Source organism: Spirillospora sp. NPDC048824 (genome assembly GCF_043198455.1).
GTDB lineage: Bacteria > Actinomycetota > Actinomycetes > Streptosporangiales > Streptosporangiaceae > Spirillospora.
This window is the reverse complement of the sequence record NZ_JBICUS010000008.1, coordinates 315170-342043: the sequence shown is the minus strand read 5'-3', so window position 1 is coordinate 342043 and position 26874 is coordinate 315170. Positions and strand designations below refer to the sequence as shown.

The window sequence follows — 26874 nt, the reverse complement described above, 5'->3', positions numbered from 1 at the left end:
CACTCCGATGGAGCCGAGTTGACGCCCAGTGATGCCCGGGAGCCGTAGCATCTCCTACTCGCCGTCCTGGCGGACCGCCTCCCGCGTCCTCAGCGACGGTGTCCGAATCCGACGGGTTCGTCTGGAGCCGAAGGGAACGAGGATGTTCATCAGGGGTTCCGTACGCGACGAACCATCGGGATGATGAGTACCTGACTCCGATCGGTGTTGTGATGGAGGCGGGAGCGCTAGCCTGCTCCCATTCACTCATAGTGATGAAAACCAGCCGCGCGGTACGGGACCCTCTGGGGCGGAGGTGTTGTCCATGAGCACCGAGACGTCCGTTCCGCATCCTCGCGTCTCAGGGGTGGAGGGGCAGCCCATGGATGCGTCCGACGCCGCGCTGTACGCGACTTTGCTGACGGAAGCCCCCGGTGGGCTGGCGTTCTTCGACCGTGACCTGCGTTGCCGCAGGGCCAACGACGCGCTCGCGGCGCTTCTGGGCGTCCCTGTGCGCGACCTGCAGCGGGGCAGGCCGTCCGAGGTGCTGCCCGAGGCGCTGGCGACGGCGTTCGAGACGGCCCTGCGCAAGGTGATCGCCGAAGACCGCCCGATGACGGACTTCGATCTGGTCGTGCCGCCCGGTGAGCAGTCCGGCCCGCCCGGCCCGTCCGGCCCGCCCGGCGGCGACACCGCCGGCGTGGCCACGGTGCTCGAGGAGCGGATTCTGGCCTGCACGTGGCTGCCCGCCAGGGACGGCGACGGTGAGCACCTGGGCGTCGTCCTGACCGCGCTGGACGTGACCGAGCGGCGCAGGGCCGAGGAGGTCATCCGCCGCAAGGAGCAGCGCTACCGCTCGCTTGTGGAGGCCAGCGCCCAGGTGGTGTGGGTCGCCGCCCCGGCGGGCGGCGTGATCGACGACGCGCCCGAATGGCGCGCGATCACCGGCCAGACGCCGGACGACTACGCGGTCGGCGGCTGGCAGTCGGTGGTGCACCCGGAGGACCGTCCTCGGATCGAGGCGGCCTGGGGCGAGTGCGTCGAGGAGAACCGGGTCTTCGAGACCAACTACAGGATCCGCACCAAGAGCGGCACCTACCGGCACTTCGACGTACGGGCCGTGCCCATCTGGCAGGGCGACGCGGTCATCGAGTGGGTCGGCGCCAACACCGACGTCACCGGGCAGCGCGAGGCCGAGGAGATGCGGGGCCGGCTGACCGAGCAGCTGTCGGCGGCCGCTCTGCGCACCGCGCGCCTCCAGCAGGCGACCTCGATGCTGGCCGAGGCCCTGACCGTCTCCCAGGTCGTCCAGGTCATCACCGAAGTGGGGCGGTCGGCCATCGGCGCCGACTACTCCGCCGTGGCGCTCCTGGACGACGACAAACTGCGCCTCAGCATCGTGGTGCCGTCCCAGCCGGGGGCCGAAGGGGAGGCCGGTCCCGTCTCCCGCGACGACATCAAGGTCAGTGACCAGACCGTGATGTCGGTGGCGGTGCGCGAGAGCCGTCCGTTCCTGGCCGAGCATCCCGACAGTCTCCGACTGCAGCTGGGCCACGGGGAGAAGGATCTGTTCGCCCAGCACACCGAAGAACGCGCCTGGGTCGGCCTTCCGCTCCTGGCGGCGGGCGCCCCGATCGGCGCGCTCCGCTTCTCGTTCACCCGGCCCAGGGAGATCACCGAGGAGGAGCGGGTCTTCCTGGAGGCGCTCGCCGGGCAGTGCGCCCTGGCCGTCGAGCGGGCCCTGCTTTTCGAGCGTGAGCACAAGACCGCCGAGGAGCTGCAGCGCAGCCTCCTGCCGAGCGACCTTCCTCAGCTCCCCGGCATGGTGCTGGCGGCCCGCTACAACCCGGCGACGCGTCACGTCCAGGTCGGTGGCGACTGGTACGACGTGTTCCGACTGGCCGACGACCGCCTCGCCGTGGCCGTCGGGGACGTCATGGGCAAGGGCGTCCTCGCCGCGGCCGGAATGGGACGCGTCCGCAACGCCCTGCGCGCCCTCGCGCTGAACGACCCGCGTCCCGCCGCGGTGCTGGCCGGCCTCGATCGCCTGTTCAGCGCCACCGAGGACGAGGAGCAGTTCACCACGGTCGCGTACGTGGTCATCGACCCGGAGACCGGTCAGGGGGAGTTCAGCAACGCGGGTCACCCGCCGCCCCTGCTGATCTCGCCGGACGCGCCCGCGCGGGTGAGCACGCGGGAGCCGGGAACGCCGCTCGGCTGGCCGAGCCAGCGACAGCAGACAAGTTTTTCCATCGAGACCGGCAACACTGTGGTGTTCTATTCCGATGGACTTGTGGAGAACCGTAGGCGTGGGGTGGACGCCGGGCTTGAGGAGCTTGTCGCCGTGGCGGCGGACGCCCCACCTGAAGTGGTAGGAGATCCCGAGAGACTCGTCGACTTCCTGGTCGATCGGATGCTTGCCGGGTATGAGCAGGTAGACGATGTGACCGTGCTTGCCCTGCACGTCCCGCCCAAACCTGTGTGAGGCCCGCCGGCGACGGCACGAAGACGGCCTGGCACGTACGAAGGACCGCCCCGCGCCCTCTAAGGTGGAGAGTTACCGGGTAGGACTTCACAGGCGGAATGCGCAGCAGTGCCAGAATGCTTGACCCAGAGATAGCGGGTACGCTGCGGTCCCGCACCGGGAGGTCCTCTGTGTGTGGTCCCACCCAGTGTGAGGCCGGGCCCGTCAGGGCACTTGGGTCAACCAAGCCACACGTTCGTTCGAGAGGTATTTGTGTCGCCTGCTAGCTCGACCTCGAAAGCGTCAGATCTGCACGATCACGTCATCGCGCAACTGATCGAGCGTGGACGGTCCCAGGGTTACCTCGAAGCCGACGACGTACGACGTACGTTCGAGGAGGCCGACATCCCCGTGTCGAAGGCCTCCAGCATTCTGCGGAGCCTCAGCAAGGAGGGTGTGACCGTCATGGTGAGCGCTGCCGACTCCGCGGCGCCCAAGCGTCCGCGTAAGCGCGGAACGCCGCCGGCGCGCAAGCCCAGGACCGCCGCGGCGGCCAAGGAGCAGCCCGACACGGTGACCGCCGTCGTCGGCGACGACGCGGCTCCCGAGGAGCCCGTCGCCGAGCCGCGCCCGGTGGCCGCCAAGCCCGCGCCGCCGAAGAAGGCCGCGCCCGCCAAGGGCGCCAAGGCCAAGAAGGCCGCGCCCGCCAAGAAGGGCGCCGTGCAGGCGGCCAAGGCGGCCCCGGCCAAGCCCGCCGCCAAGAAGGCGGGCGACGACCCCGACGTCGACGACGAAGTGGACGTCGACCTCGAGGACCTGGCCGTCCTGGACGTCGAGCTTGAGGACGACACGGCCGTGGTGGCCGAGGTGGCGCCCGAGAGCGAGGACGACGAGACCCCGGCCGCACCCGCGCCCGCGCCCAAGGCGGTTCCCGCCGGCAAGCAGGCCGCGGAGGGCGCCGCGCCCGCCGCCGAGGAGGAGGGCTTCACCCTCGGCGACGACGACGAGGACGCGCCAGCGCAGCAGATCGCGGCTGCCGGAGCCACCGCCGACCCGGTCAAGGACTACCTCAAGCAGATCGGCAAGGTCCCCCTGCTCAACGCCGAGCAGGAGGTGGAGCTCGCCAAGCGCATCGAGGCGGGGCTCTTCGCCGAGGAGCGCCTCGCCGCCGACGGGCCCGCGATGTCCGAAGAGGACAACGAGGACTTCGAGTGGATCGCCGAGGACGGCCGCCGCGCGAAGAACCACCTACTGGAGGCGAACCTGCGGCTGGTCGTGTCGCTGGCCAAGCGCTACACCGGACGCGGGATGCTGTTCCTGGACCTGATCCAGGAGGGCAACCTCGGCCTGATCCGCGCTGTCGAGAAGTTCGACTACACCAAGGGCTACAAGTTCTCCACGTACGCCACCTGGTGGATCCGGCAGGCGATCACCCGCGCGATGGCCGACCAGGCCCGCACCATCCGTATCCCGGTGCACATGGTCGAGGTCATCAACAAGCTGGCGCGCGTGCAGCGGCAGATGCTCCAGGATCTGGGCCGCGAGCCCACTCCGGAGGAGCTTGCCAAGGAACTCGACATGACCCCGGAGAAGGTCGTCGAGGTCCAGAAGTACGGCCGTGAGCCGATCTCGCTGCACACCCCGCTCGGTGAGGACGGCGACAGCGAGTTCGGTGACCTCATCGAAGACTCCGAGGCCATCGTCCCGGCCGACGCGGTCAGCTTCACGCTTCTGCAGGAGCAGCTCCACTCCGTCCTGGACACGCTCAGCGAGCGCGAGGCGGGCGTGGTGTCGATGCGGTTCGGCCTCACCGACGGCCAGCCGAAGACCCTGGACGAGATCGGCAAGGTTTACGGGGTGACCCGTGAGCGCATCCGGCAGATCGAGTCCAAGACCATGTCGAAGCTGCGCCACCCGTCGCGGTCCCAGGTCCTGCGCGACTACCTCGACTGACCCGATAACCCGAACCATGAAGCAGGGCCCCGTCTCACCGGCGGGGCCCTGCTTCATGTGTCGGCCGTGCCGCCGTCCGGCCGTGCCGTCGTTCAGTCGCGGAGGATGACGTCGAGGTTCGGGCCGTTCAGTTCGGCGGTGTACCCGAGGTCGGCGACGGCCTTCAGGAGCTCGTCCGGGGTGCGCGGCGCGGCGTCCGCCCTGAGAAGGTCGTGCGCGATCCGCCCGCGGGTCGCCTTGGCCATGTGACTCACCACGGTCCGGTGTGTTTCACCCCTATGGCTGCGCCCCGCCGCCCCGGCGGTGGCGCCGCCGACGAGCCGTTCGCGGAACACCCGCACGGCCACGGCGGGCTGGGGCGCCTTCCAGACGGACGCGTACGGTCCGGACCGCATGTCGACGATCAGGTCGTCGTCCAGCCGGAGGGCGTCGCGCATCGCCGGCCGCCACAATGTCCCCAGACGGCCTCCAGGCGGTAGCGACACCGCCATGGCCAGCCGATAGGGCGGGACGCGGTCGGTGAGCCTCAGCGCGCCCCACAGGCCCGAGAAGACGATGATCTGCTCGGCCGCGGCCGCCGCGTCCAGGTTCGGGAGGTCCAGGTTGTCGTAGAGGACGCCGGTGTAGAGCCGCGCGACCGGCAGCGTGGGGGCGTCCCGCAACGCCCTGTTACGGGCCAGCGCCTCCTCGGCCTGCCCTGGCGGCAGCCCGAGGACGCTTGACGCGTCGCTCCGGCGGCACACCCGGCCCAGTCCCGCCAGAATGCGCTCGCGTACCGGATTGAGCCCCGGGAAGCTCAGGGAGGACAGGTCGAGGGGAGGCCCGTCCCCGTCGGCGGCCTTCTTCTCCGACGGCGGCAGCAGGATGTGCACGTTCCCCCTCGATGGCGCGGCCGATCCGGAAGCGGTGGCTCGGTGAAGAAAGTCACCGGCAGGTGAGCGCGGATCCGGAATGGTGATCCGCGTCACCTATGTGAACACTATAAGTGATCAGTCGATTACAGTATGAAGTTGTGTCCCCTTGGTTCTTTGAGAGCCGAAGGAGCGGAATGTGAACGGCGGCCACCGTCTCCGGTGACCGCCGTTCCAGGGCTCCTGCTATATGGAGGTTTACCGCTCCTCGGTTGGAGCGATCGCCGGGGTTTCAGTGAGCCGGTCGGTCTCGTCCTGAATGTCCGCCCCGTTAGAGCGGAGCGCCTCTGAGTACTTGCGCCCGTGGTGGGCGCAGAACAGAAGGTCGCCGCCGCCTACAAGGACAGCACGGACGTAGGCCTGGGCGCCGCAGCGGTCGCATCGGTCGGCGACGGTCAGCGGCTTGGTTGGGGCAAGGGCTCCAGTCACGGCACCTTCCTCATGCTCGGGGTCGGTACTTAGGACAACATCTAACCCGACGCTGGCGTTCCCAACCTGGTTCTTCGTACGCCGAGAGCGGAATGGCGCGATTGGTGACCCAGGTCACGTTAGCTGGACTCCCAGCGGAACAGGCGCAAGGCGATCAACGCGCCGCCCGCGGCGACGCCCACCAGGATGCCGATTTCGGCCAATGCGGAGGTCGGCCCGAGGCCGCGGCTCATCACGTCGAGCATGCCCTCGTTCAGGTATCGCAGCGGGAAGATGTACGACAGTGTCTGCATCCAGCCCGGTGTCTGTTCCAGCGGGAAGAACGAGCCGCCAAGGAACGCCATGGGCAGGACGATGAGCTGCGTCACCGCGTTGGCCGTCTCCTGGGACTTGGCCCACGCACCCACGATCATCCCGATCGACAGGAAGGCGAGGACGCCCGCGACCAGCAGCGGGATGGCCATCCACCAGGCGCCCTCGAGTTGAAGGCCGAATATCGGCAGCAGCGCGACCAGCACGAACAGCGCGAACTGCACGAGGGCGACGGCGACGCTGACCGCGACCCGCGCGGCGAACACGGTGGGGATCGGGGCAGGGGAGAGCTGGAGGCGGCGCAGGATGCCCTTGGTCCGCCATGTCACGAGCGTCTGGGAGGCCCCGAAGACTGCCGCCGAAGCCAGTGCCCAGCCCAGCAGGGCGGGCGTGAAGAACTGGATGGCCTTGAGCGAGTCGTCCTCCACCTGCTCGGTGGCGAGCGTGTAGGCGGGCGGCCTGCCGGTGGCCGCCTGGTTCGCCGACTGGATGATCGAGTCCATCAGCGCCCGCACCGTCCCCGACTTGACCTGGTCGGCCGCGGAGTAGTGGACGACCAGCTCACCGCCGCGCTGCTCCACGGCGCCGTGCACGTCGCCCTTCTCCACCTTGCGCAGGGCGCCGGCCCGGTCGGACGCCTCGGTGACCTTCATGACCTTGCCGAGTTCGTCACCGCCCTGCGCGACGGCCTGGTCCAGCACCGGCACCTTGCCGAGCGTCAGGACCTCGACCTTGGACGTCGTCTGATCGCTGAAGATCCCGCCGAAGATGACCAGGAACATCAGGGGGAACAGGACGGTGAAGAACAACGCGGTCCGGTCCCGCTGGAAGCCCAGGTACATGGCCCGGGACAGGCTCTTGAAACTCTGGTACGTGCTCACGCCCTGTACTCCCGTCCGGTGACGTCCAGGAAGACGTCCTCAAGGGTGGCGCCGCGGATCTGGACGCCGTCCAGCGCGTCCTTGGCCGCCATCGCCGCGACCACTGCCGACGGGTCGCGGGTGGAGATGGTCAGCGAGACGCCGTCGTCGGCGGCTTCGTCCGCACTCGGCAGCAGCCGCGCGTCCTCGACCGCGAGGATGCCGCTGGCCACGCTGATCCTCGCCGGGGCGTCCAGACCGCGCACCAGGGTGGCGGGCGGGCCCAGCCGGAGGATCTCGCCCGCGTCCATGATGGCGACGCGGTCGCAGAGGATTTCCGCCTCGTCCATGTAGTGCGTGGTCAGGACGATCGTGCGTCCTTCCGTGCTGATCTCGCGCAGGACGTCCCAGAGGTTGCGGCGCGCCTGCGGGTCCAGCGCGGCGGTCGGCTCGTCCAGGAACAGGAGCTCGGGACCGTGCACGAGCGCGCACGCGATGGACAGGCGCTGCGCCTGCCCGCCCGAGAGCTTCTCGACCCGGGTGTCGGCCTTGTCGTCCAGCCCGACCAGCTCCATCATCGCGTCGGCCTTCTTGGCGGGGACGCCGTAGAGCGAGCCGAACGTCCGCAGCTGCTCGCGGGTGGTCAGCCGCTCGAAGAACGACGACGCCTGCAACTGGACGCCGATCCGGGGCAGCAGGCGGGGGTTGCGAGGCCACGGCGCCATCCCGAGCACCGACACGTTCCCCTCGTCGGCCTCCCGCAGCCCCTCGATGATCTCCAGCGTCGTCGTCTTCCCGGCTCCGTTCGGGCCGAGGATCCCGAAGAACTCGCCCTGGTCGACCCCGAACGTCACCCCGTCCACGGCCTGGACGTCCCCGTAGCGTTTGCGTAGGCCCGTGACCTCGATCGTTTGCGGCATGCCGAGGACGATAGGCGGGGTGCGGAGCCCGGCACACCCACCCGAAGGTGGACGTTCAGGTCCAGAAGTCGGGGGCAGGGCGGCTCGGGGCCGGGGTAACCTGGCGAACCGTCCGGGTCCGCCGCGCAGACGTGCCGCAACGTCGGCGGCGGCGAGCCTGCCGGTGGACTGTCGGCGGCCGGGGGTACCCTGCTGCCGACCGTCCTACCCCCGAGGAGCACACGCACGTTGACCGCCGCGACCGCCGAAGCGACCACCGAAGACCAGCACGGCTACTCCGCCCGGCACCTTTCGGTGCTGGAGGGCCTGGAGGCCGTGCGCAAGCGACCCGGGATGTACGTCGGGTCGACCGACAGCCGTGGCCTCGCACACTGCCTGTGGGAGATCGTCGACAACTGCGTCGACGAGGCCCTCGCCGGCTACTGCACCCACATCAGCGTGCTGCTGCACGCCGACGGGTCCTTCGAGGTGGCCGACAACGGCCGCGGCATCCCGGTCGACCTGGAGCCCAAGACGGGCCTCGCCGGCGTCGAGCTGGTCATGACCCGGCTGCACGCGGGCGGCAAGTTCGGCGGGGTGTCCTACACGGCGTCCGGAGGCCTGCACGGTGTCGGCGCGTCCGTCGTCAACGCGCTGTCGGCCCGCCTGGACGTGGAGGTCGACCGCGACGGGCACACCCACGCGATCAGCTTCCGGCGCGGCCTGCCCGGCGAGTTCGCCGACGACGGCCGCCCGAACGCCCGGTTCAAGAAGAGGTCCGGCGTCCGGCAGGTCCGCAAGGTCGCCAAGAAGGTCACCGGCACCCGGGTCCGCTTCTGGCCCGACCTGCAGATCTTTTTGAAGGACGCCACGGTCGAGCAGTCCCTGGTCCTCGACCGGATGCGCCAGACCGCGTTCCTCATCCCCGGCCTCACCATCGACGTCCGCGACGAGCGCGGCGAGGAGATCGTCGACGAGACGTTCCGGTTCGACGGCGGCATCGGCGAGTTCTGCACCTACCTGGCCAAGGACGCCCCGCTCGTCGACGTGCTGCGGCTGCGCGGGCGCGGCCACTTCACCGAGACCGTCCCCGTCCTGGACGACCAGGGCCACCTGACGCCCACCGACGTGGAACGCGACCTCGAGGTCGACATCGCGCTGCGCTGGGGCAGCGGCTACGACACCATCACCAAGTCGTTCGTCAACGTGATCGCCACGCCGAAGGGCGGCACGCACGTGCGGGGGTTCGACCGCGCCGTGCTGAAGGTCGTCAACGAGCAGCTCCGCGCCACCAGGCTGCTGAAGAACGGCGACGAGGACATCCTCAAGGAGGACGTGCTGGAGGGCCTCACCGCGGTGGTGACGGTCCGGCTGCCCGAGCCCCAGTTCGAGGGCCAGACCAAGGAGGTCCTCGGCACCTCCGCGGCCACCCGCATCGTCTCCCAGGTCGTCATGCGCGAGCTGCGGGAGATCTTCGAGAATCCGCCGCGCGGCCAGAAGCAGCCGCTGAGGGCCGTCCTGGAGAAGGTCGTCGGCGCGGCCAAGACCCGCATCGCCGCCCGCACCCAGCGCGACAACCAGCGCCGCAAGAACGCCCTGGAGAACTCCGCCCTCCCGGCCAAGCTCGTCGACTGCCGCAACGCCGACGACCGCAGCGAGCTGTTCATCGTCGAGGGCGATTCGGCGCTCGGCACCGCCAAGCTGGCCCGCGACTCGGAGTTCCAGGCGCTGCTGCCGATCCGCGGCAAGATCCTGAACGTGCAGAAGGCGTCCGTCGCCGACATGCTGAAGAACGCCGAGTGCGCCGCGATCATCCAGGTGATCGGCGCCGGCTCGGGCCGCACCTTCGACATCGACGCGTCCCGCTACGGGCGCATCATCCTGATGGCGGACGCGGACGTCGACGGCTCCCACATCCGCACCCTGCTGCTGACCCTGCTGTACCGGTACATGCGTCCGATGCTGGAGGAGGGACGGGTCTACACGGCCGTCCCGCCGCTGCACCGCATCGAGCTGATCAAGCCGAAGAAGGGCCAGGACAAGTACGTCTACTGCTACAGCGACGGCGAGCTCACCCGCAAGCTGGTGGAGTTCGAGCGCAAGGGCCAGCGCTGGAAGGAGCCCGTCCAGCGCTACAAGGGCCTCGGTGAGATGGACGCCGATCAGCTCGCGGAGACCACCATGGACCCGCGCTACCGCATGCTGCGCCGCATCCGCATCGAGGACGCCGACGAGGCCGCCAAGGTCTTCGATCTGCTGATGGGCAGCGACGTGGCCCCGCGCCGCGCCTTCATCACGGCCGGCGCCTCCGAGTTGGACGCCGAACGCATCGACGTGTGACCCCCGGGTGGACGCGGCGCGTCCACCCGGGGGTGGAGAACGGATGTCCAGCCTGACGCCGATGGGCGCGAGGCCACCGGCGTCGTAGCGTTGGTGACCATGGACATGCCGGACATCCCGCCACCCGCCGCCGTCATGGTGGGCGCCACGTGTGCGGCGGCCGCTCGCCGGTCCCTTTGCGGTGCGGCGCCGGTCGCCGGGAGCTTGGTCGCCGGGTCGCGGGCGAGGAGCCCGCACGGTCCCGCAGCGGTTGGCGTCCTACCGTGAAGTGCGGGGCGCCGCTCGCGGAGCGGCTCGTCCGCGCCCTCGTCGTCGGTCTCCTGGTGGCGTGGGCGCTCACGGCCTACGTCCGGGACATGTCGGACGCCGGGCCGGCGCCGCACGGGGCCGGCCTGGGCATCCTTCTGCTCAACCTGGTCATGTTCGGGACGCTGGGGAGCGGCCTGTGGGTCGGGCGGCACCGGGAGTCCCCGTGGTGGCGGCTGGGGATCGTCCTGCTGCTGGGGTCGATGATGGCGGCGGTGACGCTGTACGCGGTCACGCCGCACGCCGACCGGGGGTTCATCTTCTGCCTGGCCGCCCTCTGGGCGCTCATGGTTCGGCTTCCCCTGCCCTGGGGGATTTCGCTGAGCACGCTCGTCATCGCCGCGGTCGGTGGGCTGGGGGAGGCCCTGCGGGACGGCGCCGATCTCGGGCTGATGTCCGCGTTCGCGGGTCTCACCCTGGGCGGTATCGCCAGCCGGCAGAACCAGGTCGCGCAGGAGGCGACCCGCCGCGCGGAGGCCGCCAACGCGGTCCTCGCCGAACGGTCGCACATCGCCCGGGAGATCCACGACATCCTGGCCCATTCGCTGTCGGCGCAGATCGTCCATCTGGAGGGTGCGAGGCTGCTGCTGTCCCGGGACGGCGACCGTGTGCAGGCCCTGGACCGAGTGGAGCGCGCGCGGAGCCTCGCCCGCTCGGGCTTGGAAGAGACCAGGCGGGCGCTGGCCACGCTGCGCGGCGAGACCCCAGAGCCCAAGGAGGTCATCGCTGACCTTGCCGAGGAGTTCTACGCGAGTACCGGCCGCCCCTGCGATGTTCGCGTGACGGGTGTACCGCGCGAACTGTCACCTCAGGCTGGGCTCGCCGTCGTCCGCACGGCGCAGGAGGCGCTGACGAACGTCCGCAAACACGCTCCAGGCGCGCGCGCAAGAGTGACCTTGCGCTACCTCCGCGACGAGGTCGAACTCGAGGTGACCGACAGCGGCGGCACGGAGCCCCTCGTGCTACCGGACGGCGGCGGGTACGGCCTGGTGGGGATGCGGGAGCGCGCCGAGCTGATCGATGGGATCCTCATGACGGGGCCGGAAGGCGGGGGATTCCGTGTGTCCCTCACAGTGCCGCTGTGACGGAAGACGGGACGCGGTGAGCGAGAAGACGAGAATCCTGGTCGTCGACGACCAGACCGTGGTGCGCGAGGGGCTGGTGCTCCTGCTCGAACTGCTGCCCGGCCTCGACGTCGCCGGGTCGTGCGGCGACGGCGAACAGGCCGTGGAGATGGTCGCGGAACTGAGCCCGGACGTGGTCCTGATGGACCTGCGTATGCCGCGCGTGGACGGCGTGGAGGCGACACGCCGGATCAAACAGGCCCACCCGGAGGTCGAGATCGTCGTCCTCACCACCTACGCCGACGACGAGTCGATCTTCGCCGCGCTGCGCGCCGGTGCGCGCGGCTACCTCACCAAGGACGCCGGCGCCTACGAGATCGCCCGCGCCGTCGACGCCGTCCGCGGGGGAGCGGCCCAGCTCGACCCGGCCGTCCAGCGCCGCCTGGTCGAGGCGGTCGCGACGGACGAGCGTCCCCGCCGTCCCGCGCCCGGCGCCCTGCCCGACGGCCTCACCCGCCGCGAGGCCGAGGTGCTCGCCCTGATCGCGCAGGGACGCTCCAACACCGAGATCGCCGGTGACCTGTTCATCTCGGAGGCGACGGTCAAGACGCACATCAACAACCTGTTCGCGAAGGCGAACCTCCGTGACCGCGCCCAGGCCGTCACCTATGCCTTCAGACACGGCCTGGCCGGCTGACCGCCGGGCGGAACGACTCCGGCGTAACTCAGCCGGTGTTGTTCAAGCGGTGTGATTACGGGCCACGTAATTACACCGGCTCGTTTCCGGGCTTCCATTTGATGCCGCAGCCGAGACTCGGTGTGTGCGGCTCGGGGACGTCCTCGCCCGCGAGCACCAGATCCAGCGCCGCCCTCAACGAGCTTCCATCGGACGGCACGTCGTTCCTGGGGCGAGCCCCGTCGAACTCGCCCCGGTACGCGAGCTTGCGCTGCCCGTCGTACAGGAAGAAGTCCGGGGTGCAGGCGGCCTTGAACGCGCGTGCCGTCTCCTGGGACTCGTCCACCAGATACGGAAACCCGAACCCGGCGCGCTCGGCCTGCTCACGCAGATGGTCGGCCCCGTCGTCCGGATAGTTCGAGGTGTCGTTGCCGCACACGGCGACGGTGGCGAGCCCCCTGTCCGCGTACTCCGAGGTGAGGGCGCCGATGGCGTCCTCGATGCGCCGGACGTACGGGCAGTGGTTGGACAGGAATACCACCAGCAGCGCGGACGCCCCGGCGAAGTCCCCGTCCGACACGTTCTCCCCGTCGATGGACGGAAGCCGGAACGCGGGAACCGGTGAACCGAGCGGAACCATGAACGATGCGATCGCCATGGGTCCATCATCACGCATCACCAGACCAAGCGATCGCTTGCTAGTCTTCGGCCATGCCGACCCAGGATCATATGAAGCAGGCTCTTCAAACCTACGTCGACGCCTTCAACGCCGGCGACGCGCAGGCCATCGTGGCCCTCTACGCCGCCGACGCCGTCGTCGAAGACCCGGTCGGCAACCCGCCGATCACCGGCCATGCCGCGATCGGGGAGTTCTACACGAACGCCATCGCCGGTGGAGCGAAGCTCTCCCTGGACGCACCCATCCGCGGCTCCCACGGCGACCGGGCCGCCATGGCCTTCACCGTCGACATCCCCGGCATGAAGATCCGCGCCATCGACGTGATGACCTTCGACTCCGATGGCAAGATCACCCGCATGGACGCCCACTGGGGCCCGGACGACATAGAGACGTGAACTCCCGCTGAGCGAGACGGCGTGCTGTCGGCCGCCGTGCGAGGCCCTGCAAAGTCGTGATGACGGCCGACTCCCGAACCGAAGGGACCGCAGCGTGGCCAACTGGAGTCATCGGTACGCGAGGATCAACGGTCTCGACGCTCACTATGTGGAGGAGGGGCAGGGGCCACTCGTCGTCCTCCTCCATGGATTCCCGCACACCTGGTTCAGCTGGCGCCACCAGATCGGCCCGATCGCCGGCGCCGGCTTCCGTGTGGTCGCCCCCGACATGCGCGGCATGGGCCAGACCACCGGCCCGAGCGATCACCGCGAGTACGACGTGGACCGGATCGTGGCCGATCTCATCGGTCTGCTGGACCACCTCGGGGAGGAAAAGGCGATCTTCAGCGGCCTGGACTTCGGTCTCTTCTCGGCCTACGACCTCGCCCATCACCAGCCGGATCGCGTCGCGGCGATCATCGCCCTGGAGAACCCGTTCTTCACGCCGAGCAGGGAATCCCCACTGACACTGGCCGCCAGGCAGGCCGCGAAGCACTTCAACCACATCCACTACTTCAACGAGCCCGGCGTCGCCGACCGCGACCTCGCCGCGGCACCCCGCGAGTTTCTGCGCAAGCTGTTCTACGCGCTCTCCAGCGACTACCACTATCTCGACGTCTGGAAGCGGCCCCCGGGCACCTCCTATATCGATGCCCTGCCAGAGACGCCTCCTCTCCCGTGGACGTGGCTGACCGAAGCGGAACTGGAGCTCTATGTGGCCGACTACAGCCGCAGCGGTTTCACCGGCGGCCTGAACTGGTACCGGGCCATGGATCTCTCCTGGGAGTACCGCAAGTCGTACGGAGACGAGAAGAACCCCGTGCCGTACTTCTTCATCGGAAGCGAGCAGGACACCGACCTGGAGGGCTGGCACGGTGCCGATCCGCTGACCAAACTGGCGAGGCACCACGCCGACGTACGTGAAGTGCGGATGATCAAAAACGCCGGTCACATGATGCAGATGGAAAAGCCCGGCGAAACCACCAGGACGATGCTGGAATTCCTCCAGGAGACCAAATGGGCCTGACCGAAGACCGGGTGGCGGTGGTCACCGGCGCCAGCCGCGGCGCGGGAAAGGGGATCGCGTTGGCCCTGGGCGAGGCCGGCACCACGGTGTACGTCACCGGCCGCACGCGCTCGTCCGGCGAGCACGACCTCCCCGGCACGGTTTTCGACACGGCCGAAGAGATCAACAAGCGCGGCGGAACCGGAATCCCGGTGATATGCGACCACTCCCGGGACGACCAGGTGGAAGCGCTGTTTCAGCAGGTCGGACGCGAGCACGGCGCCCTGGACATCCTCGTGAACAACGCATTCACGATTCACCCTGACCTCTCCCGGAAGGGCCCTTTCTGGGAGAAGTCTCTCGCACTCCAGGACATGTTCGACGTAGGAATGCGCTCGGCCTACGTGGCCGGCTACTACGCGGCGCCCCTGCTCATCAAGAACAATGCGGGCCTGGTCGTCAACACCTCGTCCTTCGGTGGCCGCTGCTACATGCACGGCCCCGCCTACGGCGCCGGCAAGGCCGCCGTGGACAAGATGGCCCACGACATGGCCGTGGATTTCAAGCCCTACAACGTGGCGGTCCTCTCGCTGTGGATGGGCCTTCTGAAGACCGAACGGACCAAGGCCCTGTTCGAAGGCGCCCCCGACCGCTACAAGTCCTTCGCCGCCAACGCGGAGTCCCCGGAGTTCACCGGCCGCCTGATCGACGCCCTCGCCCGCGACCCGAAACTGATGGAACGAAGCGGCCAGGTTCTCATCGGAGCGGAACTCGGCGAGGAACTGAACGTCCTGGACATCGACGGCACCCGCCCCCAATCCCACCGCGGGGCACTGGGCGCCCCACCCACCTTCAACGAGGCCATCGTTCAATAACCGTTGTAACGCATACGGCTGTTACCGGCGCGGGGTCTCAGGGGCGGGCGGGCCTTAGGCGCTGGTCTGTTCAAGGGAAGCCGGCGGTCCGTCCAAGACGTGGACGTCGTTCTTCCTGCGGATTTCGGCGATGACATCGGACGTGCTGTCGCCGTGCACCACGAGGTGATCGGCGGGGAGTGCCGGATGACGCACCAGATGGATGGCAGTGCTCTCGTCTCTGCTCGTCGTGATCTGCTCGTACCAGTCGGACCGGGTGTCTCCCGCGACCGCGAAGAACCATTTGAACCGCTGCATCACGCTGTGAAAGAGGGCGTCGCCGTCGCCGCTCACCCGCAGCCAGGTCGTCGCTCGGGGAATCGCACGGCCCGGCACTCCGGGGCGCGCCGTGACCCAGCCCTCTTCGCCGTCCACCTCCTCGGCGGGACGCAGGACCGCCGGGATCTCCTGCTCTTTCTCCGCCATCAGGATCGGGGGCTCCCGCAACTCGTTCCAGACCCGGATGGCATACGACGCCCAGTCGGCAATGGCCTCGTCCTCATGCTCGGCGGCGCCGTTGATCAAGTCGACCGTCTCGCTGTCGAGCGAACCTCCGCCGCCGGCCATGGCGAGAGCGAGGAGGACTCCGGGGTTCGACTCCAAACCGTTGCTTTCAAGTTGGGCACGGAGCATCTGCTCGCTCCACCCCCCCAGGTGGTCACCGACGACCTGCCGGATCTTGACCGCCTCGTCGACCGACCCGATGTGCATCACCACGGCCTTGACGGGAGCGTCGAGCGCCTCCGCCTCGATCAGCAGGTTGCCGGACTCGTCCTTGTACGCGGTGGCCAGCAACTCGACCCCGAAGCCTCCGCTGCCGTGGTAGGTGAACCTGTGGCCCGTCTCCTCGGCGAGCAGGTCCAGCAGATCGTCCTCGACCTCCGCGTCCGGCCGAACCACCAGCGCCATACGAACCACCCGGGCCCCCAATCATGATCAACTAGCGTACGGACACTTTAGAGCAGGCTTCGTGCAGCGTGTGCGAAACGTGCCGTTACGCCGTGAGGCCATCCCGGGCCATGGACGGTTACCACGCCCTCCTCTGCTAGGCTCCATACCAAACCTTTTGGTATGGAGGTGGGGCATGAGCGACACGGCCGCCGGAGCGTGGCTGGAGGAGGGCTTGGCACTGCTGGCCGAGCAGGGCGCGCCGGCGGTGACGCTGGACCGGATGTGCGAGCGGATGGGGATGTCCAAGGGCGCCTTCTACCATCACTTCGGATCGATGCCGAAGTTCCGGACGCGGCTGCTGGCCCACTACGAGGAGCGGCACACCACGGCGATCATCGACGTGGTGGAAAGCGGCGAGGACCAGTCGGCACGGGGGAAACTCGACCGCCTCGCGGCGGAGGCCACCGGCGACGACGATCCGCAGCTGGAGATCGCGATCCGGGCCTGGGCGAAGCAGGACCCGGAGGCGGCGGTCATGCAGGAGCGGGTGGACGCCACCCGCATCCGATATCTGCGGGACCTGTGCGGCGAGGCCGGTTACGCGGCACCGGACCGGATGGCCACGCTGCTCTACCTGGTGGTGATCGGAGGCGCGCACCTGATGCCACCGGTGCCCGGCGAGGAGATGCGCGACATCTACGAGCTGCTGTTCCGGCCATTGGACGAAGGAAGGCCCGCATCGTGAAAACCAATGAAATCGCTCACCCCGTGGGCGTACAGGCCCTTACGCGGGCCGGAGAAGGGGGAACGTCATGACGGCCTCTGCGCCCCGGGATGTCACCGGCGTGGGCCGGTGGGTCCCGCGTCTCATACTCATCGTCGCCGTCCTGCACCTGATATTCGGCGTGGTCGTCGATGGTTCGCTCTGGCGCGGCATGGTGTCGGACGGTGTATGGAACTCGGCCACCGGCGACAAACCACGCATGTCCGCCGAATGGTTCATGGTCAGTGGTATCGCCTTCTTCGGTCTGGGGCTGCTGACAAGGAAGGCCGTGCTCGTCACGGGACGAATTCCGGTGGAGACCGGCTGGATCCTGCTGGCGCTCGGAATACCGATCACCGTGCTGGAACCCGTCGGAGGCGCCCCCGCCCTGATCGGCATCGGCGTCCTGGCCCTCATCGCGTCGCGCCACGACATTGACGCGCCACCCGCCGGCCACGCTTCCGCCCGGTCGGAGGCTGCGGCCACGTCGTCGAGCGCCGCCGCCTCGGACTAGATGTCGCAGGTCGGTGCCGGGCGCCGTCGCGGCGCGTCCCCGTGGTGCCGGCCCTGGGGCCGCTCAGGTGTCGCAGGCGGTGCCGTCACCGTCTCTGTCCAGGTCGTAGATGTCCGAGCCGACCACGCGCACGGGTCCCCGGACATAGCCCGGGCCGTCGCCGCTTCCGCCCGCACAGTCGACGTCGCTGGTGATGGGCACGCAGGCGCCGCTGTAGTTCGGGTCGCACCGCCTGGCCTGTTCGGTGCCGATCGCGATGATCCGGGTGACCGGCTTCTTCGTGACCGCCTCGCGCAGCAGCCTCTTGTCCGTCTCCTCGCCATCGGTGGAGGTCACCTCGTAGGTGAGGGTCCTGACGCCTGGGACGCCGCGCCTCTTCACCTTGGTCCTGCCCTTGGCGAGGGTCGGGTCGTTCACCCTTCTCGTCTTGTACGGGATCTTGCGGGTCTCCGTGACGGTGCGCGTGGCGACCGACGGGGTGGGTTCGGCCGTGGCGCTCGCGGTGGAAGGCGCCGCGCTCGCCACCGCGTTCGTCGGGGACGCCGCGGTGGGCGACCCGGTCTCCGCATTGCAGGCGCCGAGTGCGAGCAATGTGCTTATCGCCGCAATGGCCGATATGAGGTGCCGCATGGTTTCCCCCTATGTAGGAAAAAATCATCTGGCGGTCATCCGGCCGGGACAATCGTGGGAAATACGGTACAAGGCGATTTGGCCGACGTCGGTCGGAAGTGGTGAGCGGGTCCCGGGACGCGGGTGCGGCCCGGGACCTTTGATCATTCCTCGGTGGTGTTCTCCTCCGGAGGAGGCTCGCCCAAGGGGCCGCTGATGGAGACGATGGGCTTGTCGAGTTTCTCGCCGGAGCCGTCTCGGCGGCCCATGGCGACGTTGAGCATGGCCGGTTTTCCGTTGGCGGCCGAGGCGCGCAGGGGTGTCGGGGCCGCCCAGGCTTGGAGGAGGACGTCCTCGCCCTTGAGGAATCGGTGGGCGCGGACGCCGCCCGTTGCGCGGCCCTTGGACGGGAAGTCGGCGAAGTCGGCGAGTTTGATCGCGCCGGTCTGGGTGCCGGGCAGGGCCGAGGACGAGCCCGACACCGTGATCACGCGGGCCTCGCGGGCCGGGTCGATGGCGCCGAACCACAGGGCGCGGGCGTCGGGGGCGAGTTTGATGCCCGCCATCCCGCCGGCGGCGCGGCCCTGGGGGCGGACGATGGAGGCGGCGAAGTGCAGGAGTTGCGCGTCGGTGGTGATGAAGACGACGTGCTGGTCTTCGGAGAGCAGCTGGACGGCCCCGATGACGCGGTCGTCGTCCTTGAGGGTGATGACCTCGAACTCGTCGCGGTTGGCCGGGAAGTCGGGGACCACCCGTTTGACCACGCCGTGGGCCGTGCCCAGGGCGAGCCCGCCGCCCTCTTCGGAGACGGCGGCTATGGCCACGACTGTTTCGTCCGGTTCGAGGTCGACGTACTCGGTGACCGGGGCGCCGCCCGCCAGGGACGGGGGCGTGGACGTGGGGGGCAGCGTCGGCAGGTCGATGACCTCGATGCGGATCATCCGGCCCAGTGACGTCACCGCCCCGACCTGGCCCCGGGCCGAGGCGGGGACGACCGAGGTCAGCACGTCGTGATTCGCGCGGGGGCCGCTGTCGGGCAGCGGAGACGCGTCGTGGGTGCGGGCCATGAGGCCGGTCGACGAGAGCAGCACCGTGCAGGGGTCGTCGGCCACTTCGAGGGGGACGGCCGCGGCGGCGGTGTGGCCGGAGGATTCCAGGAGGATCGTCCGGCGCGGCGTGGAGAACTCCTTGGCGACCTCGCCGAGTTCCTTGGAGACGACGCCGCGGAGCTTCTTCTCCGACTCGAGGATCGCGGTCAGCCTGGCGATCTCCTTGGCGAGCTGCTCCTTCTCCTTCTCCAGCTCCAGCCGGTCGTAGCGGGTGAGGCGGCGGAGCGGGGTGTCCAGGATGTACTGCGCCTGGATCTCGGAGAGCTCGAAGATCTGCATGAGGCGCTGCTTGGCCTGGGCGGCGTCGTCGCTCTGCCGGATGACCTGGATGACCTCGTCGATGTTGAGCAGGGCGACGAGGAGGCCGTCCACGAGGTGCAGGCGGTCCTCGCGCTTCTTGCGGCGGTGCATCGAGCGGCGGCGGACGACGTCGATGCGGTGGTCGACGTAGACCTGCAGCATGTCGCGGAGGCCGAGGGTGCGGGGCTGGCCGTCGACGAGGGCGACGTTGTTGATGCCGAACGTCTCCTCCATCGGGGTGAGCCGGTAGAGGTCGGCCAGGACGGCTTCGGGGTGGAAGCCGTTCTTGATCTCGATGACCAGGCGGAGGCCGACGTTGCGGTCGGTGAGGTCCTTCAGGTCGGAGATTCCCTGGATCTTCTTGGCGTTGACCAGTTCCTTGATCTTGGCTTTGACGCGCTCCGGGCCGACGGCGTAGGGGAGTTCGCTGACGACGATGCCCTTGCGGCGGGGCGTGACGTTCTCGATGGACGTGGTGGCGCGGGTGCGGAACGTGCCCCGGCCCCGCTCGTAGGCGTCGCGGATGCCGTCCAGGCCGACGATCTTGCCGCCGGTGGGCAGGTCGGGCCCGGGGACGAAGCGCATCAGGTCGTCGAGGGACGCGTCGGGGTTGTCGATCAGGTGCCGGGCCGCGGCGATGACCTCGCCGAGGTTGTGCGGCGCCATGTTCGTCGCCATCCCGACCGCGATCCCGGACGCGCCGTTGACCAGCAGGTTCGGGAACGCGGCGGGCAGGACCTCCGGCTCGGTCTCCTGCCCGTCGTAGTTGGGGCGGAAGTCGACCGTGTCCTCGTCGATGGAGGCGACCATGAGCATCGCCGCGCGGGACAGCCGGGCCTCGGTGTACCGCATGGCGGCGGGCAGGTCGTCGCCGCCGAGCGAGCCGAAGTTGCCGTGCCCGTCGACGAGCGGCATCCGCATCGCCCACGACTGCGCCATCCGCACCATCGCGTCGTAGATGGCGCTGTCGCCGTGCGGGTGCAGCTTGCCCATGACCTCGCCGACGACGCGGGCGCATTTGACGTGCCCGCGGTCGGGGCGGAGCCCCATCTCGTTCATCGAGTACAGGATCCGGCGCTGGACGGGCTTCATCCCGTCGCGCGCGTCGGGAAGCGCCCGCTGGTAGATGACCGAGTAGGCGTACTCAAGGAAGCTGCCGCGCATCTCCTCGGAGACATCGACGTCGACGATGTTCTCTTCGAAGTCCGGCGGTGGAGGGGCTGGGGATCCGCGTCGTGCCATGCCCCACATTGTGGCCGGTCCCAAGGACAGCTTGTGCCCGCCCCACCGGGTACGGCGTCCGACTTGGCGGATCGATGTCTTTCCGTCACCTCCGCGGACCTGGCAGAGTGGCTTCCATCCCGCAGGCGGAGGTTTCCTTTGAGCGCGCTGGCCGATCATCAGAACTCGATCTATCTGCAGGGGCTCGGCGACGTTCTGCCCGCGCTGCCCACGGACCTGACGAAGCTGGAGGGTCTCGCCGAGCGGTCGCTGTCGGCGCAGGCGTTCGGGTATGTGGCGGGGTCGGCGGGCAGCGAGTCGACCGCGCGGGCGAACCGGGCGGCGTTCGAGCGGTGGCGGATCGTGCCGAGGATGCTCAGGGACGTGGCCGACCGCGACCTGTCGGTGGACGTTCTGGGCACCGCGATGCCGTCCCCGGTCCTGCTCGCGCCCATCGGCGTCCAGTCGATCTTCCATCCGGACGGTGAGCTGGCCGTCGCGCGGGCGGCGGCTGCCGAGGGCCTGCCGATGGTGCTGAGTACGGCGTCGTCGTACACCATCGAGGACGTGGCGGAGGCGAACGGCGACGGGCCCCGCTGGTATCAGCTGTACTGGCCGAAGGACCGGGAACTGGCCGTCAGTTTCCTGGAGCGGGCCAAGGCGGTGGGTTACACGGCCCTCGTCGTCACCCTGGACACGTTCACGCTGGCGTGGCGTCCACGTGACCTCGACCAGGCGTACCTGCCGTTCCTGCGCGGTATCGGGGTCGCGAACTATTTCAGTGACCCGGTCTTCCAGAAGGCGGTCGGCGGGCCCGTCACCGACGCCAACCGTGACATGGCGATCCTCCACTGGGTCGCGAACTTCGGTAACCCCCGCCTCACCTGGGACGACCTGATCTTCCTGCGGGACCACTGGGACGGGCCCATCGCGCTCAAGGGCATCCAGCACCCCGACGACGCCCGCCAGGCCGTGGACGCGGGCATGGACGGCGTCATCGTCTCCAACCATGGCGGGCGCCAGGTGGACGGGGCCATCGCCTCGCTGGACGCGCTGCCCGGTGTGGTCGACGCCGTCCGCGACCAGGCGGCCGTGCTCTTCGACAGCGGGATCCGCACGGGAGCGGACGTCGCCAAGGCTCTCGCGCTCGGCGCCAAGGCGGTGCTGGTCGCGCGCCCGTACGCGTACGGGCTGGCGCTGGGCGGCCAGGCGGGCGTCCAGCACGTCCTTCGCTGCCTCCAGGCCGAACTGGAACTGACCATGGCCCTCGCGGGCGTCACCCGGCCGGGCGAGCTGAATCCGGAGACGCTCGTGCGCGCGTGACCGTAGCCGCGCGCATTCCGGGTAGGGGAAGGCGCATGCGCTGGCCCGATCACGCCATCTGGTGGCATGCCTATCCCCTCGGATTCGTCGGGGCGGTACCGGACGGGACGTTCCCGAAGCCTCGGCTGGGGCGGCTCAACGGCTGGCTCGACCATGTCGTCGGGCTCGGCTGCAACGGGCTCGCGCTCGGTCCGGTGTTCGCGTCCGAGACCCATGGCTACGACACCGTCGACCACTACCGCGTCGATCCCAGGCTCGGCGGCGAGGACGACCTGCAACGGCTCATCGACGAGGCGTCGCAGAAGGGGGTCCGTGTCCTGCTCGATGGCGTCTTCAACCATGTCGGACGGAGCTTCGCGCCGTTCGCCGATGTCGAAGCCAAGGGCGATGAGTCCCCGTACAGGAAGTGGTTCCACCCTGAACTGCACACGTTCGAGGGGCACGACCGTCTCGTCACGCTGAACCATGCCGAACCGGAGGTCGCCGACTACGTCACCGACGTCATGACCCACTGGCTGGAGCGGGGGATAGACGGCTGGCGTCTCGACGCCGCCTACGCCGTCCCGCCGGAGTTCTGGCGGACGGTCATCGACCGCGTCCGCGCGCGCTTCCCCGAGGCCTGGTTCGTCGGCGAGGTCATCCACGGCGACTACGCGGCCCTGGTGGAACAGAGCGGATTCGACTCGGTCACCCAGTACGAGCTCTGGAAGGCGATCTGGAGCGCCCTGAACGATCACAACTTCTTCGAACTGGCCCACGCCCTCGGCCGGCACGACGAGATGCTCGACACGTTCACGCCGCAGACGTTCCTGGGCAACCACGACGTGACACGGATAGCGACCCGCCTGGACGACGAGCGGCAGACCGCCCATGCGCTCGTCGTCCTGCTGACGATCGGCGGCGTCCCGTCCATCTACGCCGGGGACGAGTTCGGCTTCCACGGCGTCAAGGAAGAACGGGAGGGAGGCGACGACGCCATACGGCCCGCCTTCCCGGAAAGCCCCGACGAGACGCCCGGCCATGGCGAGGGTCACCACAGGCTCCATCAAGAGCTGATCGGCCTTAGACGACGCCATCCATGGCTTGTCCACGCCCACACCACCGTGGACACCTTGACCAATACGGCACTCTCCTACACAGTGGGCCACGGCACAGAGCGGCTCGCGGTCGTCCTGAACCTGGACGACGAGCCCGCCAAGGTGGATCTGCCCGACGCCGACTGGACGTGCGTGGCAGGTGAGGCGGCCTTCTCAGAGAAGGGCGTCACCGTCCCCCCGGCCGGATGGGCCATCGCCGAACCATGACATCTGTCATGGGTCACCCCTGCGATCCTCACGGTCGTTTCCTGATGCCTGTGACTGCACGTCCGCGCCGGGCGCGGCGAGCATGGACATCATGAAGGCACCTGTGATCGAGGTACGCGACCTGGACCTGAACGAGGCCGTGCGGAACGTCTCGTTCACCGTTGCCGAAGGGGAGGTCTACGCGCTGCTCGGGCGCTACGGGTCGGGCAAGACGACACTGCTGGAGATCCTCGCCGGCCTGCGGCGTCCGACCGGCGGGTCGGTCCGCCTCCGCGGCGCCGACCCCTACACCGACCGCGGCACCGCGCGGGCGGGGGCCGTCTGGCGCGACGGCGGCCTGTTCCCCGGCCTGACCGTCGCCGAGATCGTCGACACGTGGCGGCGCTGGACGCTCGACCCGCTCACCCGCGCCGAGGCCCTGCGCCTCGCCCGTCTCACCGACGTCGCCGACGTCCCGTTCGAGCGGCTGACGGCGGGACGGCGGCGCATGCTCGACCTGGCGCTGGCCCTCGTCGGACGGTCGGACGTGCTCTTCCTCGACGAGCCCACCGCCGGGCTCGGCGAGGCCGACGCCCGCGAGACGTGGTCCGTCCTGCTGATGCTGGCCGCCCACGGGGTCAGCGTGGTGCTCACGACCCGCGACCCGGGCGAGGCGTGCCGGGCCGACCGCGTCGGGGTCCTGGACGACGGCCGCCTCCAGATTCAAGACGACGGCACGGGCCGCGCCGCCGCCCGCCTCCGCGCCGCCTGACCGCCGCGCGCCCCCTTGACGGCCGCATACGCTGGGCGCGTGCAGCCCAGCATCCCGCGTCCCACCGTCATCGCCGCGATCCTCGTGGGAATGACGATGATGACGCTGTCGGGGCTCCTGCTGCCCGCACTCTGGTACGAGGTGTTCAACCGGCAGGACGCCGGGCGGCTGATCCTCGCCGCCACCGGTGTCGCCGCCGCGTTCGCCCTGTACGCCCGGCTCCTGTGGCAGAACCTGATGCGCCGCACCGCGCCCGGCCACCGGTTCGGGCTCGCGGCGATCACGCTGATCTGCTGGGCGATGCCGCCGCTGTTCGGCATCGGCCAGGGCTGGGGCAACGCGCTCCTGGTCCCGGCCGGGCTGATCGCCGTGGTCCTGCCCGTGCGCGAGGCGATCACGGCGACGGCGGCGGCGACCGTCCTGACCCCCGTCTACGGCGTGGTTCTCGGGCTGCCCGCGCTGACCGTCCTGTACGAGGTGGCGGCCATACCGCTCGCCGCGTTCTCCGGATACGTCACGGTTTGGCTGTTTCACATCGTCCAGGAACTCCGGGAGGCACGCGCCGAGCTGGCCCGGTCCGCGGTGGGGGAGGAGCGGCTCCGGTTCGCCCGCGACCTGCACGACGTCCTCGGCCACAGCCTCCAGGCGGTCGCGCTGCGCGCCGAGGTCGCCGAACGCTTCCTGGAACGCGACGACGGGCGGGTCCGCAAGGAGCTGACCGAGATCCAGACGATGGCGCGGGACGCGGTCCGGGACGTGCGCGAGGTCGTCCGGGGGTACCGTGCCACGTCCCTGCGCACCGAACTGGACGGAATGTCGGCCGTGCTGCGCGCCGCTGGGCTCCGCTGCGAGCGCCCCGAGGTGTCGCCGGAGCTGCCCGCCCACGTCCACGAGCCGCTCGGCTGGGTCGCCCGGGAGGCCGCCACCAACGTGCTGCGGCACTCCAGCGCCACCTGGTGCGAGATCACCGTCCGGGCGGACGCCGGCCACGTCCACGTGGAGATCGTCAACGACGGCGCCGCCCGCCGCGCCGCCGGGGACGCCGGCAGCGGCCTCGCGGGCCTCGCCGAGCGGATCGCCGCGGCGGGCGGCGAGTTCGCGGCGGGCCCGGTCGGAGACGGGACGTTCCGGGTGGCGGCCGCCGTCCCGGCGGAACCCGCCCCGGCGGAGGGAGAGGCATGATCCGCGTGCTGCTGGCCGACGACCACCTGCTGATCAGGGAGGCGCTCGTCCTGCTGCTGGAGACCGAGGACGGCATCGAGGTCGCCGCCGACGTCGGCCGCGGCGACGAGGCCGTCGACCGCGCGCTCGCCCTCAAGCCGGACGTGGCCGTCCTCGACATCGACATGCCCGGGCTGGACGGTCTCGCCGCCGCCGAACGGCTCTCCCGCGACCTGCCCGGCTGCCGCCTGGTGATCGTGACCGCGCACGGCCGTCCCGGCAACCTGCGCCGCGCGATGGCCGCCGGCGTCCGCGGCTTCCTCGGCAAGGACGCGCCCGGCGCGCAGCTCGCCCAGGTCATCCGGCAGGTCGCCGCCGGGGCCCGGTACATCGACCCGCAGCTCGCCGCCGACGCCCTCGCCGCCGAGGACTGCCCCCTCACCCCGCGCGAACTCGACACGCTGCGCGCCGCCGCCGACGGCGCCCCGGTCTCCCGCATCGCCCGCGGCCTGGGCCTGTCGGAGGGGACCGTACGCAACTACCTGTCGTCCGCCGTCACCAAACTCGGCGCCGACAACCGCCACGCCGCCGCACAGGCCGCCCGCGACCGCGGCTGGCTCTAGCGGCGGGCGAGGACCAGGCTGCCGCGCTTCGTGACGGGCAGAGGCGTGCGGAGTCTGCCGGCGGCCTCGGCGGCCTCGGTGCGGGGCATGCGGCGGGCGATCAGGTAGTCGCGGACGGCGCCGCGGTCGGGAAGTGTGATCAGCGGCGCGTCCCAGCGCTCCACCTCGACCTCGCCGAAGACCTCGCAGACGCGGGCGGGGGCCTCCTCGGCGTCGAACGGGGTGGATTCGGGCCGCCAGACGGGCGCCAGTTCCGGGCTGTCGTCCCGGCAGATCGCCGAGGCGAGCAGCAGGCCGCCGGGGACCAGTACGCGGCGGGCCTCGCGGAGCGCGAGCCGGGGATCGTCCAGGTGGTAGAGCATGTTCACGGACACGGCGGCGTCGAACGTCCCGTCCCGGAACGGCAGCCGCGTCGCGTCGGCCCGCACCCGCGGCCCCGGATGGGCGTGCAGAAGCGTGGCGGACGCGTCCAGGCCCACCAGCCGGAACGGCGGCGGGTGGGGGAGGGCGTCGCTGAGGGCGCCCTCCCCGCAGCCGATGTCCAGGACGCGGGACGCCCCGTCGCCCAGCAGCTTCGAGGCGACGTGGTCGTGCAGGCTCCGCGCCCCGATCAGATACCGCCGGGTGACCCGGCCGGCGAGGCGGAAGCGCTCCGGGTCGGAGTCGTAGTCGGGCGTGAGGGCCATGGACTGAGTGTGCCCGGGGGACCGGCCCGGAAAGCGTCGTCAGGCGGTGGCGGCGCCGTCGATGACGAGGTCGTGGCGCGACCATGCCGAGGACACCGGCGTTGTTGACCGCGATGTCCAGGCCGCCGTGGCGCGCCACCATGGTCTCGACCATCTGGGCCGCGGACGAGGCGTCGGTCACGTCGGCGACGACCTGGTCGGCTCTGCCGGAGCCGATCTCCTTGACGGCGTCGGCCAGCGCGGTCACGTCGCGTCCGGCGAGGACGACCGTGGCGCCTTCGCGTGCGAAGGCGTGCGCGGTGGCGCGGCCGATGCCGCCCGCGCCGCCGGTGATGAGGGCGACCCTGCCGTCGAACATCATGAGTGTCTCCCTTGTATTTGGATCGATCGTTC

Annotated in this window: 24 protein-coding genes and 1 pseudogene; 15 read left to right on the top strand and 10 right to left on the bottom strand. The window is 69.9% G+C overall.

The features are described from left to right. Positions 1-361 precede the first annotated feature (361 nt). A complete protein-coding gene (locus ACGFIS_RS18900; RefSeq protein WP_392971904.1) occupies positions 362-2464 on the top strand; it encodes a SpoIIE family protein phosphatase in 2103 nt (700 codons plus the stop codon). A gap of 252 nt (positions 2465-2716) precedes the next feature. Then, a complete protein-coding gene (locus ACGFIS_RS18895; RefSeq protein ID WP_392899418.1) occupies positions 2717-4396 on the top strand; it encodes an RNA polymerase sigma factor in 1680 nt (559 codons plus the stop codon). A 92-nt stretch (positions 4397-4488) separates the two neighbouring features. Here ACGFIS_RS18895 and ACGFIS_RS18890 read toward each other — a convergent pair whose 3' ends face one another. The 4 genes from ACGFIS_RS18890 to ACGFIS_RS18875 form a co-directional block, all read right to left on the bottom strand. Continuing rightward, the gene (locus ACGFIS_RS18890; RefSeq protein WP_392899415.1) at positions 4489-5268 is read right to left on the bottom strand and encodes a YaaA family protein; all 780 of its coding nucleotides are present in this window, start codon (positions 5266-5268) and stop codon (positions 4489-4491) included. Between the two features lie 237 nt (positions 5269-5505). Beyond that, positions 5506-5736: a hypothetical protein gene (locus ACGFIS_RS18885; RefSeq protein ID WP_392899412.1), complete on the bottom strand. Its 231-nt coding sequence runs from the start codon at positions 5734-5736 to the stop codon at positions 5506-5508. Positions 5737-5855: 119 nt separating this feature from the next. Then, positions 5856-6929 carry an ABC transporter permease gene (locus ACGFIS_RS18880; RefSeq protein WP_392971902.1) on the bottom strand — a complete coding sequence of 358 codons (1074 nt, stop codon included), beginning with the start codon at positions 6927-6929 and terminating at the stop codon, positions 5856-5858. After that, positions 6926-7828: an ABC transporter ATP-binding protein gene (locus ACGFIS_RS18875; protein WP_392899406.1), complete on the bottom strand. Its 903-nt coding sequence runs from the start codon at positions 7826-7828 to the stop codon at positions 6926-6928. Before ACGFIS_RS18875 ends, ACGFIS_RS18880 begins: the two co-directional genes overlap by 4 nt. A 228-nt stretch (positions 7829-8056) precedes the next feature. Between ACGFIS_RS18875 and ACGFIS_RS18870 the strand changes: the two genes are divergently transcribed. From ACGFIS_RS18870 to ACGFIS_RS18860, 3 genes are all read left to right on the top strand, one after another. Continuing rightward, on the top strand, positions 8057-10147 hold the full coding sequence (locus tag ACGFIS_RS18870) for a type IIA DNA topoisomerase subunit B (protein WP_392971900.1): 2091 nt from the start codon (positions 8057-8059) through the stop codon (positions 10145-10147). A gap of 263 nt (positions 10148-10410) precedes the next feature. Then, a complete protein-coding gene (locus ACGFIS_RS18865; RefSeq protein ID WP_392971898.1) occupies positions 10411-11538 on the top strand; it encodes a sensor histidine kinase in 1128 nt (375 codons plus the stop codon). A gap of 16 nt (positions 11539-11554) precedes the next feature. Next, a complete protein-coding gene (locus ACGFIS_RS18860) occupies positions 11555-12214 on the top strand; it encodes a response regulator (protein WP_392899398.1) in 660 nt (219 codons plus the stop codon). A 70-nt stretch (positions 12215-12284) separates the two neighbouring features. On the opposite strand, the gene ACGFIS_RS18855 is transcribed toward ACGFIS_RS18860, so the two are convergent. Continuing rightward, positions 12285-12851, bottom strand: a complete 567-nt coding sequence (locus ACGFIS_RS18855; RefSeq protein ID WP_392899395.1) for a thioredoxin family protein — start codon at positions 12849-12851, stop codon at positions 12285-12287. A gap of 53 nt (positions 12852-12904) precedes the next feature. Here ACGFIS_RS18855 and ACGFIS_RS18850 point away from each other — a divergent pair, with 53 nt between their 5' ends. From ACGFIS_RS18850 to ACGFIS_RS18840, 3 genes are all read left to right on the top strand, one after another. After that, positions 12905-13267, top strand: a complete 363-nt coding sequence (locus ACGFIS_RS18850) for a nuclear transport factor 2 family protein (RefSeq protein WP_392971896.1) — start codon at positions 12905-12907, stop codon at positions 13265-13267. Between the two features lie 94 nt (positions 13268-13361). Next, on the top strand, positions 13362-14333 hold the full coding sequence (locus ACGFIS_RS18845) for an alpha/beta fold hydrolase (protein WP_392899389.1): 972 nt from the start codon (positions 13362-13364) through the stop codon (positions 14331-14333). After that, a complete protein-coding gene (locus ACGFIS_RS18840) occupies positions 14324-15187 on the top strand; it encodes an SDR family NAD(P)-dependent oxidoreductase (RefSeq protein ID WP_392971894.1) in 864 nt (287 codons plus the stop codon). Before ACGFIS_RS18845 ends, ACGFIS_RS18840 begins: the two co-directional genes overlap by 10 nt. 54 nt (positions 15188-15241) lie before the next feature. Here ACGFIS_RS18840 and ACGFIS_RS18835 read toward each other — a convergent pair whose 3' ends face one another. Further along, a complete protein-coding gene (locus ACGFIS_RS18835; protein WP_392899384.1) occupies positions 15242-16135 on the bottom strand; it encodes a hypothetical protein in 894 nt (297 codons plus the stop codon). A 175-nt stretch (positions 16136-16310) separates the two neighbouring features. On the opposite strand from ACGFIS_RS18835, the gene ACGFIS_RS18830 reads away from it, so the two are divergent. Both ACGFIS_RS18830 and ACGFIS_RS18825 read left to right on the top strand, forming a co-directional pair. Further along, complete coding sequence (locus ACGFIS_RS18830) at positions 16311-16862, top strand: TetR/AcrR family transcriptional regulator (RefSeq protein WP_392899382.1); 552 nt, start codon at positions 16311-16313, stop codon at positions 16860-16862. A 67-nt stretch (positions 16863-16929) separates the two neighbouring features. Continuing rightward, complete coding sequence (locus tag ACGFIS_RS18825) at positions 16930-17394, top strand: DUF6463 family protein (RefSeq protein ID WP_392971892.1); 465 nt, start codon at positions 16930-16932, stop codon at positions 17392-17394. A gap of 63 nt (positions 17395-17457) precedes the next feature. On the opposite strand, the gene ACGFIS_RS18820 is transcribed toward ACGFIS_RS18825, so the two are convergent. Both ACGFIS_RS18820 and ACGFIS_RS18815 read right to left on the bottom strand, forming a co-directional pair. Next, the gene (locus ACGFIS_RS18820; protein WP_392899376.1) at positions 17458-18024 is read right to left on the bottom strand and encodes a G5 domain-containing protein; all 567 of its coding nucleotides are present in this window, start codon (positions 18022-18024) and stop codon (positions 17458-17460) included. A 143-nt stretch (positions 18025-18167) separates the two neighbouring features. Then, positions 18168-20654, bottom strand: coding sequence for a DNA topoisomerase (ATP-hydrolyzing) subunit A (locus ACGFIS_RS18815; RefSeq protein ID WP_392971891.1), 2487 nt, complete (start codon positions 20652-20654; stop codon positions 18168-18170). Positions 20655-20792: 138 nt separating this feature from the next. On the opposite strand from ACGFIS_RS18815, the gene ACGFIS_RS18810 reads away from it, so the two are divergent. The 5 genes from ACGFIS_RS18810 to ACGFIS_RS18790 all read left to right on the top strand — a co-directional run bounded on the left by ACGFIS_RS18810 (position 20793) and on the right by ACGFIS_RS18790 (position 25795). Then, entirely contained in the window at positions 20793-21956 is a 1164-nt protein-coding gene (locus tag ACGFIS_RS18810; RefSeq protein ID WP_392899370.1) for a lactate 2-monooxygenase, read from the top strand. A 35-nt stretch (positions 21957-21991) separates the two neighbouring features. After that, entirely contained in the window at positions 21992-23260 is a 1269-nt protein-coding gene (locus tag ACGFIS_RS18805) for an alpha-amylase family glycosyl hydrolase (protein ID WP_392899368.1), read from the top strand. Between the two features lie 91 nt (positions 23261-23351). Continuing rightward, on the top strand, positions 23352-24011 hold the full coding sequence (locus ACGFIS_RS18800; protein ID WP_392899365.1) for an ATP-binding cassette domain-containing protein: 660 nt from the start codon (positions 23352-23354) through the stop codon (positions 24009-24011). A 39-nt stretch (positions 24012-24050) separates the two neighbouring features. Continuing rightward, the gene (locus ACGFIS_RS18795; protein WP_392899363.1) at positions 24051-25193 is read left to right on the top strand and encodes a sensor histidine kinase; all 1143 of its coding nucleotides are present in this window, start codon (positions 24051-24053) and stop codon (positions 25191-25193) included. Then, on the top strand, positions 25190-25795 hold the full coding sequence (locus tag ACGFIS_RS18790) for a response regulator (protein WP_392899359.1): 606 nt from the start codon (positions 25190-25192) through the stop codon (positions 25793-25795). The genes ACGFIS_RS18795 and ACGFIS_RS18790 overlap by 4 nt, the downstream gene beginning before the upstream one ends. Here ACGFIS_RS18790 and ACGFIS_RS18785 read toward each other — a convergent pair. Together ACGFIS_RS18785 and ACGFIS_RS18780 are read right to left on the bottom strand one after the other, a co-directional pair. Further along, complete coding sequence (locus tag ACGFIS_RS18785) at positions 25792-26481, bottom strand: class I SAM-dependent methyltransferase (RefSeq protein ID WP_392899356.1); 690 nt, start codon at positions 26479-26481, stop codon at positions 25792-25794. The genes ACGFIS_RS18790 and ACGFIS_RS18785 overlap by 4 nt on opposite strands. Before the next feature lie 145 nt (positions 26482-26626). After that, positions 26627-26839, bottom strand: a pseudogene (locus ACGFIS_RS18780) (SDR family NAD(P)-dependent oxidoreductase); the annotation flags it as partial. Positions 26840-26874 lie beyond the last annotated feature (35 nt).